This window comes from Nocardia sp. CDC159 (genome assembly GCF_023740735.1).
In the GTDB taxonomy this organism is placed as follows: domain Bacteria; phylum Actinomycetota; class Actinomycetes; order Mycobacteriales; family Mycobacteriaceae; genus Nocardia; species Nocardia pulmonis.
The window spans coordinates 26340-42633 of sequence record NZ_JAMRXH010000021.1; the positions used below are offsets into that span (position 1 = coordinate 26340).

At 69.0% G+C, this 16294-nt stretch carries 14 protein-coding genes and 1 pseudogene; 7 read left to right on the forward strand and 8 right to left on the reverse strand.

The window, feature by feature from the left end:
* Positions 1–2: 2 nt before the first annotated feature.
* The 5 genes and pseudogenes from NDR87_RS32505 (at position 3) to NDR87_RS32520 (ending at position 6381) form a co-directional block, all read left to right on the forward strand.
* Positions 3–1628 carry an ABC transporter substrate-binding protein gene (locus tag NDR87_RS32505; protein ID WP_251917689.1) on the forward strand — a complete coding sequence of 542 codons (1626 nt, stop codon included), beginning with the start codon at positions 3–5 and terminating at the stop codon, positions 1626–1628.
* An 18-nt stretch (positions 1629–1646) separates the two neighbouring features.
* Positions 1647–2591 (forward strand): ABC transporter permease, encoded by a 945-nt coding sequence (locus NDR87_RS32510; RefSeq protein ID WP_251941283.1) that lies wholly within the window; start codon positions 1647–1649, stop codon positions 2589–2591.
* Positions 2588–3499, forward strand: a complete 912-nt coding sequence (locus NDR87_RS32515; protein ID WP_251917691.1) for an ABC transporter permease — start codon at positions 2588–2590, stop codon at positions 3497–3499. Before NDR87_RS32510 ends, NDR87_RS32515 begins: the two co-directional genes overlap by 4 nt.
* Before the next feature lie 11 nt (positions 3500–3510).
* Positions 3511–4281, forward strand: a pseudogene (locus NDR87_RS37955) (ABC transporter ATP-binding protein); the annotation flags it as partial.
* A 27-nt stretch (positions 4282–4308) separates the two neighbouring features.
* Positions 4309–6381: an ATP-binding cassette domain-containing protein gene (locus NDR87_RS32520; RefSeq protein ID WP_372494366.1), complete on the forward strand. Its 2073-nt coding sequence runs from the start codon at positions 4309–4311 to the stop codon at positions 6379–6381.
* 4 nt (positions 6382–6385) lie between these two features.
* Here the strand turns inward: NDR87_RS32520 and NDR87_RS32525 are convergent, their stop codons facing one another.
* Genes NDR87_RS32525 through NDR87_RS32560 form a run of 8 tightly spaced genes read right to left on the reverse strand, consistent with a single transcriptional unit; the run spans position 6386 to position 14048 of the window.
* Complete coding sequence (locus NDR87_RS32525) at positions 6386–6889, reverse strand: MaoC family dehydratase (protein WP_251917693.1); 504 nt, start codon at positions 6887–6889, stop codon at positions 6386–6388.
* On the reverse strand, positions 6886–7842 hold the full coding sequence (locus NDR87_RS32530) for an ornithine cyclodeaminase family protein (RefSeq protein WP_251917694.1): 957 nt from the start codon (positions 7840–7842) through the stop codon (positions 6886–6888). Before NDR87_RS32530 ends, NDR87_RS32525 begins: the two co-directional genes overlap by 4 nt.
* Positions 7839–8855 (reverse strand): 4-hydroxy-2-oxovalerate aldolase, encoded by a 1017-nt coding sequence (dmpG, locus tag NDR87_RS32535; protein WP_251917695.1) that lies wholly within the window; start codon positions 8853–8855, stop codon positions 7839–7841. The genes NDR87_RS32530 and dmpG overlap by 4 nt, the downstream gene beginning before the upstream one ends.
* Positions 8852–9748 carry an acetaldehyde dehydrogenase (acetylating) gene (locus tag NDR87_RS32540; RefSeq protein ID WP_251917696.1) on the reverse strand — a complete coding sequence of 299 codons (897 nt, stop codon included), beginning with the start codon at positions 9746–9748 and terminating at the stop codon, positions 8852–8854. The genes dmpG and NDR87_RS32540 overlap by 4 nt, the downstream gene beginning before the upstream one ends.
* Positions 9735–10622, reverse strand: a complete 888-nt coding sequence (locus tag NDR87_RS32545; protein WP_251917697.1) for a CoA ester lyase — start codon at positions 10620–10622, stop codon at positions 9735–9737. The genes NDR87_RS32540 and NDR87_RS32545 overlap by 14 nt, the downstream gene beginning before the upstream one ends.
* Entirely contained in the window at positions 10619–11896 is a 1278-nt protein-coding gene (locus NDR87_RS32550) for an aminotransferase class I/II-fold pyridoxal phosphate-dependent enzyme (protein WP_251917698.1), read from the reverse strand. Before NDR87_RS32550 ends, NDR87_RS32545 begins: the two co-directional genes overlap by 4 nt.
* A complete protein-coding gene (locus NDR87_RS32555) occupies positions 11893–12759 on the reverse strand; it encodes a cupin-like domain-containing protein (protein ID WP_251917699.1) in 867 nt (288 codons plus the stop codon). The genes NDR87_RS32550 and NDR87_RS32555 overlap by 4 nt, the downstream gene beginning before the upstream one ends.
* Positions 12760–12782: 23 nt before the next feature.
* Entirely contained in the window at positions 12783–14048 is a 1266-nt protein-coding gene (locus tag NDR87_RS32560; RefSeq protein WP_251917700.1) for an MFS transporter, read from the reverse strand.
* 200 nt (positions 14049–14248) lie between these two features.
* On the opposite strand from NDR87_RS32560, the gene NDR87_RS32565 reads away from it, so the two are divergent.
* Complete coding sequence (locus tag NDR87_RS32565; RefSeq protein ID WP_251917701.1) at positions 14249–15283, forward strand: YdcF family protein; 1035 nt, start codon at positions 14249–14251, stop codon at positions 15281–15283.
* Positions 15284–15324: 41 nt separating this feature from the next.
* Positions 15325–16245: a phenylacetate--CoA ligase family protein gene (locus NDR87_RS32570; protein ID WP_251917702.1), complete on the forward strand. Its 921-nt coding sequence runs from the start codon at positions 15325–15327 to the stop codon at positions 16243–16245.
* The last annotated feature ends 49 nt before the right edge of the window (positions 16246–16294 follow it).

Consider the following 16294-nt stretch of genomic DNA (forward strand, 5'->3'; position numbering starts at 1 on the left):
GCATGCGGTTACTGCGAATGCTCGCCCTGGGCGCGGCGGCGCTGGCGCTCGCGTCCTGCTCCCAGGCGCAGCCCGCGCCCGAGATCGTCACGCATATGGACGATTACGGCACGCCGGTCGGCGCCCAGCCGGTCCGGGAGGGCGGCAATCTGGTGATGGGGCTGTCCAACGATCCGGACAAACTCGATCCCAGCACCTCCAGCTCCCTGTACATGCGCTATGTCATGAGCACGATCTGCGAGAAGCTCTACGACAACGACTCCTCCGGCAATCTGGTCCCGCAGCTGGCGACGGCGCTGCCGAAGATCTCCGGCGACGGGCTGACGGTCACCATTCCGGTCCGCACCGGAATCAAGTTCGCCGACGGCACCGCGTTCGACTCGTCCGCGGTGCAGAAGAGCCTGGAGCGGCACCTCACCCTGGAGGGATCGCAGCGCACCGGCGAAATGGGGCCGATCACCGATATCGAGACCGACGGGCCGTCGCAGGTGATCATCCGGTACAGCACGCCGTTCGCGCCGATCACCGCCGCGCTGGCCGACCGGGCCGGGATGATCATGTCCCCGGTGGCGCTGAAGGAGTCGGGCAAGGACTTCGGTGAACATCCGGTGTGCGTGGGACCGTTCAAATTCGTGAAACGGGTGCCGCAGGCCTCGATCGAGGTCGAGCGCGATCCGCTGTACTACGACGCGCAGAACGTGCACTTCGACACGATCACCTACCGGATCATGCCCGATTCGAAGACGCGCGCGGCGGCCCTGCGCTCCGGTGACATCCAGGTCGCCGACACCATGTCGCCGCTGGACGTCGACGCGCTGCGGGCCGATCCGAAGCTGCACCTGCTGGTGTCGGGCTCGTTCGGCTTCCAGGGGATCTATATCAACCTCGGCAATGTGGACGGGGCCGGTAAACCGATCAAGCCGATCGACACCCCGCTCGCCAGGGATCCCCGGCTGCGGCTGGCGCTGTCGCTGAGCATCGATCGACAGGCCCTGGTGAACAAGGCGTTCAAGGGTTGGTACGAGCCCGCCTGCACGCCGATCGCGCCGCGCACCTCCTATGCGACCCAGGCGGCCACGGCCTGTCCGCTGTTCGACCCGGAGCGCTCGAAACAACTGCTCACCGCCGCGGGTGTGCAGCTGCCCTATCCGATCACGCTGCAGGTGATGGACGTCGAGGATCAGCGGCAGTACGCGGAGCAACTGCAGGCCAGCGTCGCCAAGGGCGGATTCGATCTGCGGATCGTGCCCACCGCGTATCCGGATATGCTCGCCGCGCAGAAGAAGGGCACCTACGAGGCGCTGTATCTGGGCTGGTCGGGTCGGCTCGATCCGGACGGCAACATTTCCCGCTTCCTCACCACCGGCTCGAGCGGCAACTACAGCGGATACAGCTCGCCCGCGATGGACGATCTGCTCGGCTGGGCCGCGCACAGCACCAGCGGCCAGCGGCGCGGGGCGCTCTACGAGCAGGCGGTGCGGCTCATCCAGCGCGACAACCCCTACATCTACACCTACCGGCTGCGCAATCTGACCGTGCACTCGACCTCGGTGACGGGGATCGAGGTGTACGCCGACGGCGCGGTCCGGCTCGGCAAGGCCGCGTTCGTCACGGATCGGAATAGCTGATATCCCATGCTGCAGTATGTGTTTCACCGCTTGTGGCAGTCCGCTGTCACCTTCGTTCTCGTCTCGCTCGTCGTCTTCGCCGGAGTGCGCGCCCTACCGGGCGATCCCGCCACCGCGATGGCCGGTGAGCAGGCCGATCCCCCCGCCATCGCGGCCGTGCGGGCCGAACTCGGTTTGGACAAGTCGCTGCCGGTGCAGTACTTCGAGTTCGTCAAGCACGCCGTCACCGGCGATTTCGGCCGCTCGATCCGCACCGGGATTCCGGTGCGCGATCTGATCGGCGCGACGCTGCCGGTGACGCTGCAGCTGGCGGTGTACGCCATGCTGATCGCGGTGCTGGTCGGGGTGATCGGCGGGGTGGCCGCGGCGGTGTTCCGCGGGCGCTGGCCGGAGTGGGCGGCCAACGGGCTGTCGCTGGTCGGGATGTCGGTGCCGACGTTCTGGCTGGGAATCCTCGCGGTGCTGTACATCTCGGTCGGGCTCGGGCTGTTTCCCGCGTCCGGATACGTATCCCCGTTCGAACATCCGCTGCGCGGGATCTACTTCCTCACCCTGCCCGCGGTGATTCTCGGCGTGACGCACGCGGCGGTGGTGCAGCGGCAGACGCGCTCGTCGATGGTAGAGACGCTGACCGCCGATTTCGTGCGCACGGCACGGGCCAAGGGGCTCGGGCCCGGGGCGGTGATCGTGCGATATGCCTTGCGCAACAGCCTGATCGTGGTGACGACGGTCATCGGGTTGCAGCTCGGTCTGCTCATCGCGGGCGCGGTGGTCACCGAGCGCATCTTCAGCCTGCCGGGAATCGGGAAGCTGACCCTGGATTCGGTGTTCACCCGTGACTACCCGGTGATCCAGGCGGTCATTCTGGTGATCACCACCTCTTACATCGTGATCAACCTGCTGGTCGACCTGCTGTACACGGTGATCGACCCGCGGGTGCGAGTGTCCGGGAGGGCGCAATGACAGTCACCGACACGCCCGTCGAGGCGGTGGTCACCGAGGCCGGTACGACCGTCGCGACCCCGCCGCCCGCCCAGGTGCGCGGGCGGGTGCTACGGCAGCTGCGCCGCAATCCGCTGGGACTGATCGGCGTGGGGCTGCTGCTGATCGTGATCGTGGTGGGTGTCTTCGCCCCGTGGCTGGCGCCCTATGCGCCCGCCGAGGTGCATTTCGCGACGCCGTTCCAGAAGCCGGGTACGGTCGGATTCCCCTTGGGGACCGATGATCTGGGCCGTGACATCGCCTCGCGGGTGTTGTACGGCACTCGGGCCTCGCTGCAGGTGGGCGTGCTGGCGGTGTTGTGCGCGGTATTCGTCGGGGTACCGCTGGGTCTGCTGGCCGGGTACTGGCGGGTGCTGGACGCGCTGCTGTCGCGGGTGGCCGATGTGCTGCTGGCCTTTCCGTTCGTGATCATCGCGGTCGGGCTGGTCGCGATCCGGGGCGCCGGGCTGGGGGAGGCCGCGGTCGCGCTGGGTATCTCGCAGGTGCCGATCATGATGCGGGTGGTGCGCGCGGAGACGTTGCGGCTCAAGGAGACCGACTTCGTGCTCGCGGCGCGGACGATGAACGTGCCGTCCTGGCGCATCCTCGGCGAGCACATCCTGCCCAACGCGCTGGCCCCGATCATCGTGCAGGCCACCGTGATCATGCCGGTGGCCGTGCTGGGCGAGGCGATCCTGTCGTTCCTCGGTCTCGGCATCAAGCCTCCCGCGCCGAGCCTGGGGATCATGCTCGCCGACGCGCAGCAGTATCTGCTGCGCACCCCGTGGCCCGGCATCTTCCCCGGCGTGGCGCTGCTGATCATCTGCCTGGGATTCAACCTCTTCGGCGATGCGCTGCGCGACGCGCTCGATCCGAAGACGAGCCGGTGAAGGAGCTGGCAATGACCGAACCACTGTTGGCGATCAGCGATCTGCGGGTGTCCTACGGCGAGTCCGTCGCGGTCGAGGGTGCGGACCTGGTCATCGCGCCCGGCGAGCGGGTTGCGGTGGTGGGTGCGTCCGGTTCCGGGAAATCCACACTCGCCCACGCCATCATCGGCCTGCTGCCGGGCGCCGGTCGGGTGAGCGGGGGCAGCATCGCGTGGCGCGGCGAGGACATCACGCACGCCGACGAGAAGCGGTTGCGCGCGCTGCGCGGCAAGGAGATCGGCCTGGTGCCCCAGGACCCGATGTCCAACCTGAACCCGGTCGCGCGGGTGGGCCGCCAGGTCTCGGAAACCCTTTTGGCGCACGGCATGTGCACCCGAAAGGAGGCCGTGCAGCGCGCGATCGAACTGCTCGGCGAGGCCGGTCTGCCCGAGCCCGCGCGCCGCGCCCGCCAGTACCCCCACGAATTCTCCGGCGGCATGCGCCAGCGCGTCCTCATCGCGATCGGCCTGTCCTGCCGCCCCGCCCTGCTGATCGCCGACGAGCCGACCTCCGCCCTCGACGTCACCGTCCAGCGCCAAATCCTCGACCACCTGGACAAGCTCACCCGCGAACTGGGCACGGCCCTGCTCCTGGTCACCCACGACCTCGGTCTCGCCGCCGAGCGAGCGGACCGGGTGGTGGTGATGTCCGAGGGCAGGATCGTCGAGACCGGCCCCGCCCGTGAGGTACTCACCGACCCGAAAGAGGAGTACACCAGGCGCTTGGTCGCGGCGGCTCCGGCCCGGGTGGTGCCGTTGGTCGCCGAGGCCATGGTGGATGCGGCCGGGGTGAACGGCGCTGAAAAGAACGGGGCCACAGACCTTTCCGCGGCCGCTCTCGCTGCCGACGAGGAGGGGGTGAAGGCCGCCGAGGGCAAGGGCGGCGCGGAGACGAACGGTGTGGCCGAGGACGCGGGTGCCGAGGAGGGCAAGGCTGGCGCGGAAGCGAACGGTGCTGCCAAGCCCGCCGATGACGAGGACGGTGCCGTAGGCGATGCCGAGGAGGAGGCCACCGCCGAATCGGAGGGTGCCGTTGAGGCGTCCGACAAGGCCGCTGCTGCGGACGGCGCTGAGGGCGAGGACGCAGGGGAGTCGGACGGCGATGCCGAGGGCGAGTCCGCTGAGTCGAATGCGGCTGTCGATGGTGCCGAGGAGGAGGCTGCCGCTGAATCGGGGGGTGCTGTCGAGGCGTCGGATGACGAGGCCGCTGCCGAAGGCGAGGCCGCGGCGGAGTCGGAGGGCGATGCGGCGGGCGAGACCGCTGAGTCGCATGCCGCTGTCGATGGTGCTGGCGGCGAAGCGGTCGCTGAAACCGAGAGTGTTGGCGAGGTGTCGGACGACAAGGTTGCTGCGGGCGAGGCCGCACCGGGGGCGGAAGGCGAGGCCGCGGGCGCGGCCGCTGAGTCGGAGGGCGCTGTCGAGCCCGCCGCTGCCGAGAGCGCTGCCGCGGGCGAGGCTGTCGCCGAGTCGGCTACGGCTGACGACGACGCCGAGGGGGGTGCTGCCGACGGAGCGGAAGGCGCCGCCGAGGCGTCCGATGATGGGGCCGCGACCGCGGGTGATGTCGGCGACGATGCTGCGGGCAAGGGTGTCGCCGAGGACACGGCGGTCGACGGTGCCGATGACGAGGCTGCCGCTGAATCGGGTGGTGGTGCTGTCGAGTCTGCCGATGATGAGACCGCTGCGGCGGACGCTGCGGGACAGGTTGTGACGGAGTCGGATACCGCGGTCGACGGTGGCGCGGACAAGGCCGCCGCTGGGTCGGACAGTGCCGTCGGCGAAGCCGTGGGTGAAGTTGCCGACGAGGCGGACGGTGGTGCCGACGGGTCCGACGGCGAGGTCGTTGCCGAGGAGCGTGGTGCTGGCGAGGTGCCCGAGGGTCAGGTTGCCGCCGAAGCGGATGGGGCGGTGGAGAAGGTGGCTGGGGAGGTGCCCGAGGCCGGGGCGAATGGTGCTGCGGTGGTGAGCGTTGCCGAAAGTAACGGTGCCGCAACGATGGGCGAGGAGCGGGTGACCGAAGAGGTTCCGGTGCTGGAGGTTTCACACCTCAGCAAGGAATATCGCATTCGTGGGCGCGGCGGGGTGCTTCGTGCCGTGGACGACGTGTCGTTCACGATCGCACGTGGTCGCACCACCGCGATCGTCGGCGAATCCGGTTCGGGTAAGACCACGACGGCCCGGATGGTGCTGGGGCTGGTGCCTGCCACCTCGGGGACGGTTCGTCTCGACGGGGCGGAGATCGTCGGCATGCGCGGGGCCCAGCTGCGCGCGGCGCGGCGGGCCATGCAGCCGGTATTCCAGGATCCGTACTCGTCCCTCGATCCGATGTGGACCGTGGAACGCCTGATCGCGGAACCCCTGCGCGCCTTCGGTATCGGTGATCGCGCGTCCCGGCGGGCCCGGGTGTCCGAACTCTTGGAGCAGGTCGCCCTTCCCGCCACCATGGCCCACCGCTACCCCAACGAACTGTCCGGCGGCCAACGCCAGCGCGTGGCCATCGCCCGCGCCCTCGCCATCGAACCCCGCCTGGTGGTCTGCGACGAGGCCGTCTCCGCCCTCGACGTCCTGGTCCAGAAGCAGATCCTCACCCTCCTGTCGGACCTGCAGGACCGCCTCGGCGTCAGCTACCTGTTCATCTCCCACGACCTGGCCGTGGTCCAGGCCATCGCCCACGACGTGGTGGTCATGCGCGAGGGCAGGGTGGTCGAACAGGGCCCGGTCGAAAAGGTTCTGAAGGCCCCGAGCGACCCGTACACCCAGCGCCTGCTGGACGCGATTCCCGGTGCGGGGGTGTTCGCCTCGGCGGAGGTGGTCGACAGTGTGCGGGAGGCGGTGAACGCCTAGCGCGTCATGCGGATTCCGCCGCGGCGCCGCGGCATCGGACCAGGAACGAGCGTTCGAAGGTGATCACCGTTTCGCCGGTGGCTTTGCTGCCCGTGGTTTCCACCGTGACGATGCCCTGGGCGGGGCGGGATCTGGAGCGACGCTTGCCGAGGATTCGGCTGGTGGCGTAGAGGGTGTCGCCGACGAAGACCGGTTCGGCGAGGCGAACCCGGTCCCAGCCGAGGTTGGCCACGGCGCGGGCGGAGAGGGCCTGCACGGTCATGCCGCCGATCAGGGCCAGGGTGATGGAGCTGTTGACGAGGACGCGGCCGTATTCCGATGCGGCGCCGTAGGTTTCATCGAAATGCAGGGGGTGCTGGTTCATCAGCAGGAGGGTGAGCCAGGTGTTGTCGGTTTCGGAGATCGTCCGGCCCGGCCAGTGTTTGATGGTCATGCCGGGTTCGAAGTCCTCGTAGTCGCCGCCATGTTCTTCGACGTACTGGTTGTCGCCGATATGTCGCAAGGTCATGGGTGGTGCTCCTGGTAGATGGCCGCGGCGGCGGCGGTGTCCTCGATGGCCAGGCCCACGCTGCGGTAGACGGTGGTCCGGCCGGGGGCTGTGGCGGGCGGGTCCCGCAGCAGTGTGCCCAGCTCGTGGAGGTCTCGTGATTCGATGAGCCCCTGGGCGAGGGCGGCCCGGATCTCCCCGGCCTCCTCCTGGGCGGCGCGGCGCTCCTCGACGGTGACGAGTGCGGATTTCAGCAGGGCGGGGTCGATCTCGAGGGCGTGTTCGTGAATGCCGCCGATCACGTTGAGATGCGCACCCGGTGCGATCCAATCGGCCGCGAGCAGAGGCGCACGATCGCCGGTGGCGGTGGCCGTGCAGATCACCTCGGCATCCCGTACGGCCTCGAAGGCACTGTCGCACACGGTGATTCGAGCGGGGCGACCGACGTTGGCGGGAATCCATTCGGCGAAGTCCTCGGCTCGCGCACGGGTGCGAGACCACAACCGAACCGAATCTATCGGCCGCACAACCGATATCGCGCGCACCAGCGCCCGCGCCTGCACCCCCGCGCCGATGATCGCCAGCTCGGCGGCCTCGGGCCGGGCACACAGCCTGGTCGCGATGGCCGCCGCCGCCCCGGTGCGCAGGGCGGTCAGCTCGGCCCCGTCCAGCAGCGCGACGATCCGCCCGGTGGCCAGTTCGGTCAGCACCACGATGCCGTGGATCAACGGCAGCCCACGGCCCGGATTGTCCGGGGTGAGCGTGGTGATCTTCACCGCCGCGAGCCTGCGCGGACCCCACGCCGCGGGGCTGATCAGCAACTCGGACAGGCCGCCGGAATGCTGCACGAGGGTGCGCGGCGGCGACTGCGCGCGCCCGGCCGACAGGTCGACGAAGGCGTCGGCGAGCGTGTCGATCACCGCGCGCAGCGTCGGCTCGCCACGCATTCGCGCTGCCTCGATCATCGGCGTCATGCCGGAACCTCGCCGCGCGCCAGCAGTTCCGCGACCACGTCGACGATGAGATCCTCCTGCCCGGCGATCGCCTGTCGCCTGCCGAGTTCGAAGAACACATCGCGCGGGTCCACCCCGGCCCGACCGGCCAGATCGAGCACCGGATTCTTGAATCCGGAGAACACCCCGGCCAACCCGCTGACGATGCTGAGGGAGTTGGTGATCGGCGGCGCGGGCATCAGGGTCTGCTCGGCGATGTCGGCGGCGTCGAGCAGGCCGTACAGGTCGATGCCCGTCGCGAAACCCATCCGCTCCAGCACCGGCACCAGCACCTCGAGCTGGGTATTGCCCGCACCGGCCCCGAAGCCGCGCGCGCAGCCGTCGATGATCCCGGCACCGGCCTGGGCGGCGGCCAGCGAATTGGCCACGGCCATCCCGAGATTGTTGTGCCCGTGGAAGATCACCGGCACCTCGACCGCCGCCACGATCGCGCCGATGCGCTCGGTGACATCCGGAGGCAGGAAGTGTCCCGCTGAATCCAGGATGCCGACCGCCTGGGCCCCGTAGTCGACCAGCAGTGCGCACTGGTCGGCCAGCTGCTGCGGCGCGGCCATATGGCTCATCAGCAGTACGCCGTGCGCCTCGGCGTCGGTCTCGCGCAGGTAGCCGAGATGTCGTTCGGCCAGGGTCACCTCGGTGCAGTGGGTTCCGATGCGCACGACATCGGCCCCGAGCTCGATGGCCCGGCGCAGATCGGCGGTGGTGCCCCAGCCGGGGAGCATGAACACTCCCATCCGGCTGTGCGACAGGGCCTCCCGCACGGTCGACAGCATCGCCTCGTCGGTCAGGGCGGCCCGGCCGACCTGCAGCGAGGACGCGCCGAGCCCATTGCCGTGGCCCACCTCCACGACCGGCACCCCCGCCCGATCGCACGCCTGCGCATACCGGCGCAGCTGATCCGCGCCGAGCCGATGGCGCACGGCATGGTGGCCGTCGCGCAGGGTCGGGTCGTGGATCACGATCTCGCGAGTCATAGCGCCACCCCGCTCATGGCGGCCGAATCGCGCGCGGCCGCATACTGTTCGGCGACCAGGATGGCCGCGGCATTGATGATGTCCAGATTTCCCGCGTGGCGGGGCATCACCTCGCTGGTCGCGCTCACCTCGACCGAGATCGACACCCGCTCATCCACCACCGTGCACGCGGTGACCGCATAGCCCGGCGCGAAGGTCCGCACCTGCTCGGCCGCCTCGGCCACCACGGCATGCACCGCCGCGGCATCGGCGTCGGGCACCTCCGCCGAGATCGCCACCCGGAAGGTCGCGGGCGGCACCGCCGGGCTGATGTTGATGATGGCCTTGGTGTCGGCGACGCCGCTGAAGACGCTCAATGCCTGCTGGGTGGTCATGACGAATTCGTCCAGGTTCAGCCGGGTGGCACGGCCCGCGATATCACTGGCGACCGTGGTGACCACCTCGAGATAGCGGGTCGGGAACCGCCGGGCCAGCGCGTGCACGATCGGCACCGAGGCCTGGCCGCCGCAGCTGATCAGGCTGATATTGCGGTGGGCGGGCACGCGGGTGCCGGTGACCGTCGGCACCACCATCTGCCCGATCTTGCTGGGCGTCAGGTCGATCAGCAGCGTGTCCAACGGCTCCAGCCGCCGCCAGTGCTCGATATGGGAGTGCGCGTTGGTGGCGTCGAAGACCACATCGAAGGGCCGTGCCGCCGCGAGTACCGCCTCGATGCCCTCGGAACTGACCGGACAGCCGAGCTCGGCGGCGCGGGCCAGACCCGCCGACCGCGGATTGCGCCCGGCCACCAATTCGCAGTCCAGCAGCGCCGATCGGTGAATCTTGTGGACCAGGTCCATGCCGATCATGCCGGTGCCGAGGACGGCGACCCGCAGGGGTTCAGGGCTGATCATGACCGGCCTCCTTGCCAGTACCGGACGAAGCGCCGAACCGCGCGGCCCAGGCGTCGGCGAGTGCGACATCGGCGCGGGCCTTGCGGGCGAACGGCGGGCCGACCATATTCCCGTCGAGCACCGCGACGCCGCCGACGGGTACGGCCGCGGTGACCCGGCGGGCGAACCGCAGCGCATCCGGGTCCGGGCGATAGCACCGATTGATCGCATCGAGCTGATCGGGGTGGATGGCCACCTTGCCGTGGAAGCCGAGCGCCCGCGTCCCGTCGATCTCCTCCTGCAGCGAGGCGGGCTGGTCGAGATGGAAATTGCTGGTATCGATGCAGCCGATGCCGTAGCGGGCGCAGGCCATGGCCATCGCGTGGCGGGCGCCGAGCATGCCCGCCCAGCTGACCTCGATCCCCAGGGTCGCGGCGAAATCGGCCGAGCCGAAGATCAATCCGTCGGCGACCGCGGCGATCGCGGCCATATCGCCGACCGCCTCGACGGTCTCGACCGTCACGTAGATCTCGGGATGCCTATCGGCGGAGGCGAATACGTCGCGCACCACGGTGATCTCGGCCGGGGACCGCACCATCGTCATGACGATGAAGCCGGGCAGCGTCGAGCCCTCGGTGAGCAGGAGCAGATCCCGTACCGCCTCGACGGTGCCGAGCTCGTTGATCCGCACGGCGATGTTCGCCGGATTCGGCGCCTTGTCCAGGGCCTCGCGGCAGATCGTGCGCGCGGCCGATTTCTGTTCGGGCGGAACGGAATCCTCCAGATCGATGAGATGCACGTCGGCGTCGTAGGACCAGGCCTTGACCACCCGGTCCAGCGACAGCGCCGGGGTGTAGAAGATGCTGCGGGGGATCGCCCGCGCGGTGGCGCTCATCGGACCGGCTCCGGCTCAACGGCGGCCGCGGTGGGCGCGCCGACCTCGGCGAGGACGGTGGCCAGCCCCCGGATCTGCTCCTCGGTCTGCCCGGCGCGCATCATGACCCGCAGCCCGGCCGTGCCACGCGGCACGATCGGAAAGAACACCGGCGAGACATAGAACCCGGCCTCGATCACCGTGCGGCCCGCCTCGATGACCGTCTCGTCGCTCATCGGCACCAGCCTGATGGGGTAGGTGCTGCCCGCCTGGTCGGTGTGGACGAGCGAATCGAACAGCGCGATATTGCGATACAGCCGGTTCTGCAGTTCGGTGAGCTCGGCGGTGCGATGAATCTCCGCCGAGGCCAGGCCCGCGCCGACCGCGGCGGTGTTCAGCAGCTGTGAATAGTTCAGCGCCCCACCGAAACGCTCGATGATGCGCAGCGTCTGCTTGTCGTAGCCGTCGAGCACGATGGCCGCGCCGCTGGTGCCGAACGCCTTGTTCAGCGTCATCACCACGATGGTGCGCTCGTCCAGGATCGGGCTGTGCGAGCGGACGTACCCGACGCCACGCTCGCCGTAGGCCGACATGGAATGGGAGTCGTCGTAGTAGACCAGCAGGCCGTATCTGTCCTGTAACTCGGCCAGTTCGCGGACCGGGGCGTAGCCGCCCAGGCTGTCGCTGCCGTCGCAGACATAGGCGACCCGGGCGTAGGTCTTGCAGGCGTCCTCGATGAAGTTCAGATCGTGGTGGGGCGCGGTGACGACCTCGGTCTCGTCGGCGCAGACCGGTTTGACGTTGGCCATCGAGATGTGCGCGTACCGATCGAAGATCATCAGCGGCCGGGTGCCGTTGCCGAGATGGCCCGAGGCGATCAGCGGCAGCAGCCCGAAGGTCGCGGTGCTGGCGGCGATCGCGCAAACCACCGTCGCGCCGAGCAGTTCGCCGAGGGACTGCTCGAGCTCCAGCATCGCGGGTATCTGCACGCGACTGCGGGCGATGCAGTGATCCAGCACCCCGTAGCGGCGCAGTGCCTCGATACCGCCCTCGATCACCTGCGGATGGGTGTCGAGGTCCAGGTAGGAGCAGCAGCTGAAATTGACGAATTCATGACCGGCGGCGATGAATTCGTGCCCCGCGCGGGTGCGCAGCGTACCGGCGTCGACATCGAGGTCGGCGACGATTCCGGCCAGCCCGTTGCGTTCGGACATGTCCCAGAATGTATTTCCGATCCCGACCAGCTTGTCGTTGTTGCGCCAGGCATGGGTGGGGATGGTCTGCTTGCGGGTCATCGGGTGCTCCCGGCCGGCTCGGGCTGATAGTTGTAGACGCCCCTCAGCTTTCGATAGGCGGCGGTGTAGAGCGCACTGCCCAGCACGTAGGGTCGACGCAGGATCTTGGGATCCCACATCCAGAAGTTCATATTGATGTTCAGCTCGTCCAGCGACTCGGCCTGATGCCACCAGCCCAGCGGCAGATACAACATTTCGCCCGGTTCCAGCACGATGTCGCGGCGCTGCGCCAGCTTGGCCGCGAGCCGGGGAAAGCGATGCGGGTCGACATCGGTGAAGTCGAACGCCTGCGATTTGTCGCCGAATCCGCGCAGCAGTGAGCGCGGATAATAGTCGCGGAATCCGGGCGGCAACAGGATGAATCGCTTACGGCCCTCCAGTTGGATGTTGAAGTTCTCCAACTCGTCGAAATGGCTCTGGGTGAATACGCTGCGGTGGCTGATCCACAGATTGGCCGCATTGCGCAGACCGCGCGGGCCGAACAGTTCGTCGGGTTCGAAACCGATGATGGCTCGCACATCGTCCGGCCGGTTCATGATGTTGGAGACGATGCGATGCCAGGAGCGGGCATCCGCCCCCGCGGCATAGCGCTCGAAGAACTCGCGCAGCGGGATTCGCGACGTCTGCCAGCGCTCGGTGTTCTCCCGGCTGCTCGGCTCGGAGAACAGCGTCACGGGTGCGTCGCCGAGCCGCTCGATCAGCACCTGCCGGCCGAAACCGCCAGGCCGCGGCAGTCGCTCGATGATCAGCGGAACATCGGCCCGGATGACCGCATCTCGGCCCAGCGCCCGGAAATCGTCGAATGCTATCCGTGCCACCGGATGTGCGGCCGGCACCGCGGTCCCATTGTTCGCACGCGTCACGGCGTCCTCCCTGTGTCTTACTCTCACGCCTGTTGGCTGAATTCCGATTCCGTTGTGGCCGATGGTGTTCCGGGCCCGTCCGGATCGCCGTGCAGCGCCCGGCGTCCCGCGGCGGTGGCGCACCAGGCCAGCACTCCGCCGCCGACGGCCAGCCATCCGGCCCAGTGGAATCCGCCCCGGTCGGCCAGCTGACCGCCGAGTGCGATACCCAGGGCCGAGCCGAGGGAGGCGACGCTGGACAGCCAGGCGAAGCCCTCCGACAGCGATCCGGCCGGAACCAGCGACTGCACCAGCGCGCTGCCGGTGATCCAGGTCGGGGAGACCACCAGCCCGGATACGAAGGCGCACACCGCCATGACGAGCGTCGAGCCGGCCAGGGCCAGCGGCACCGCGCCGAGACCGAGCAGCGAGATCGCCACCAGGAACAGCCGATCCTTGCGCACCCGCCAGTCCACCGCGCCGAACCAGAGCCCGGACAGCAGGCTGCTCAGCGCCGTCAGGGCCATCAGCACGCCGGTCAGCTCGGTGACGTGATGCTCCCGGGCGAAGGCGATGATCGTCATATCGACCGCGCCGAGAAAAATGCCCATTCCGAGATAGGCCACGATGAGCACCCGCATGCCGGACACGCCGATCGCGCGCCCGCGTCCGGCCGGATCCGTCGGGGCGGCGGCGGGTTCGGATCGGCGATGCCGGGCGAGCACGACGCTGCCGACGGTCGTCAGCAGCAGGCAGGCCCCGAGGCCCGCCGTCGGGTGCACGCCGGTGACGATCGCGACCACCACCAGTGGGCCGGTGATGAAAACGACCTCGTCGAGAATGGATTCCACGGCATAGGCCGTGCGCAATCGATGTGGTTCGGCGAAGGTCGCCCAGCGGGCGCGCACGAAGGAACCGAGTGGAACCACCGTGGCCCCCGCCGCCAATGCCGCGGCGATGGAAATCCACAGCGGGGCATGCGCCGCGATCACGATGGCGAGCAGACCGGTGGCCACCGCATTGAGCGCGCATCCGACGAGCAGCACCCGGCGCTGGCCCAGTCGATCGGCCACGCGGCCGATGACCGGCCAGGCCAGACCCTGTGCGATCACTATCGCTCCGGCGATCGTCCCGGCGGTGCGCAGCGGTCCGCCGACCGCCACGACGAGCAGCACACAGCTGACCGAACGCATCGATGCGGGAAATCTGCCGAGCAATCCGGACGCGGAAAGCACCAGGGCGCCCGGAGATTTGAACAGGCCCAGATATGCACCGAAACCCGTATTCGCCGCGGCCCCATTGCCAGTCACGAAATCCCCCCGAGAAATAGAGTCGAGAAAACGATCGCTTCGATGGGCCAGCGTACAACAGAAACTGTTGCGGTTCCTTGAAATACACCTGGATTCCAGTCAAAAAACATGCCGGACACACAGGAAAAATGTCCGTTGTTTGGTAACCCCCCAGCGGGGAATCGCCGCTGCGTCGGCTACCGCGCAAGGAGGCGAGGGCGATGGGCACCATGGCGTTGCTGTACACCGGTACGGTCCTGGCGATCGTGGGCGCGATCCGCATGGCGCTCGAGCCACGCCGGTTGTCCACGGGGTTCGTGCTATTGGCGGCGGTGGCGGCGCTGGTGATCGGATTGGGCGGCGCGGCCGCGGAACTCGCGCCGGTCCCGCTCTCGCGCGTCGGGATGGGGCTGGCCGTCGGCCTGGTTCCGGTGGTCGTCGGTATCGCGCTGATCGTCAACGGCATCACCGTGATTCGGCGGGAGGGGGCCGCGCCGATCACGCTCATGCCGCTCGTGGTCGGGTTCGGGCTGCTGCTACTGGTCGCCGTGGCCGTCGCGGTGAGCGGCGATCGGCGGGTGCCCGCGTGGATCGCGCCGCCCGCCCTCGCCGTGGGCGCGCTCGGGCTGTATCTGGTGGCGCATCTGGCCGCGTTCGGCGGTCAGGCCCTGCTCTACAGCAATCTGCCGGACCGGCCGGACTGCGATGCGGTGGTGATCCTCGGCTGCGGCCTGAATCGCGTACGGGTCACGCCGCTGCTGGCGGCGCGGCTCGACCGCGGCATCCGGGCGTATCGCGCGGCTGTGGCCACCGGCGCCGAACCGCTGGTCGTCACCTGTGGTGGCCGCGGCCCGGACGAGGAAACCGCGGAGGCCGATGCCATGGGCCGCTATCTGGCCGCGCACGGCATTCCGCGTGGTGTCATCGTCCGGGAACGCCGCTCGCGCACCACCGCGGAAAATCTCCGTAATGCCCTGCGCGAGCTGGAGTCCCGCGGGCTACTCGCCGATCGAATCCGAATCACGGTCGTCACCAGCAACTTCCACGTGCTGCGCACGGCCGCGCTCACCCGCCGCCTCGGCGTCGACGCACAGGTCCTGGGCGCGCGCACCGCCGGATACTTCCTGCCCGCGGCATTCCTGCGCGAATTCGTCGCGGTGCTGGCGACCCACTACCGGCGCACCCATGTGGCGGTCGCGGCGGTGACCGTCGCGGCACTGGTGACCATCGCCGCCGATGCCGCCCTCACCCGGTGAATCGCAGATATGGGATCGGCCGGTGCGCGATGATGTTTCGCGTGGTGACGCGGGAGATCAGGACACCGGAGGACGCGGCGGTGCGGCTGTTCGCGGAGGTGGTGGCGCGGGTGCCCGCGTATCGCGCGTTCCTGGCCGAACACGGGATCGCCGCCGAAACCGTCACCACCCCTGCCGATTTCGTGCGGTTGCCGCTGGTCGACAAGACCGGCTATCTGCGCCGCCATCCGCTGCCCGAGCTGTGCCGGGACGGGCGGCTCGGCGATCTGATCGCGCTGTCGTCGGGGTCGACCGGGGAGCCGACGCCGTGGCCGCGCAGCCTGGCCGACGAGCGGGTGGTCGGGGCGCGGTTCGAGCAGATCTTCCGTGACGGCTTCGACGCGGGCTCGCGCACCACGCTCGCGGTGGTGTGCTTCGCGCTGGGCACCTGGGTGGGTGGGCTCTACACGCTCGGCTGTGTGCGGCAGCTGGCCGAGCGCTATCCGGTCACCGCGGTCGCGCCCGGAAACGACACCGGGGAGATCATGCGGGTGCTGACCCGGCTGGGGCCGCTGTTCGATCAGGTTGTGCTGCTGGGATATCCGCCGTTTCTGAAGGATGTGATCGATCGCGGCCGCGCCGCCGGGGTGGACTGGGCGCGGTATCGGATCAAGATGGTGACCGCGGGGGAGGTGTTCAGCGAACAGTGGCGGACCCTGGTCGCCGAGCGGGCCGGGATGGCCGATCCGGTGCGCGATATCGCCTCGCTGTACGGGACCGCGGATGCCGGGGTGCTCGGCAACGAGACGCCGCTGTCGGTATCGATCACGGAGTCGATCCGCGGCGAATTGCTCCGGCTCAACAGCGAATTCGCCCACCATGTCCCCGCGCGGCGGCAGCGCCCGCTGGTGCGGCTGCGTCCACACGCCGACCCCGAGCATTTTCCGCCGGGTGTGAAACATCGCTACACCCGGGCGGATTGACGGCCCCGTGCATCGCCTCGGTGGTGCGCCACAATCGTTCTGGTGAACA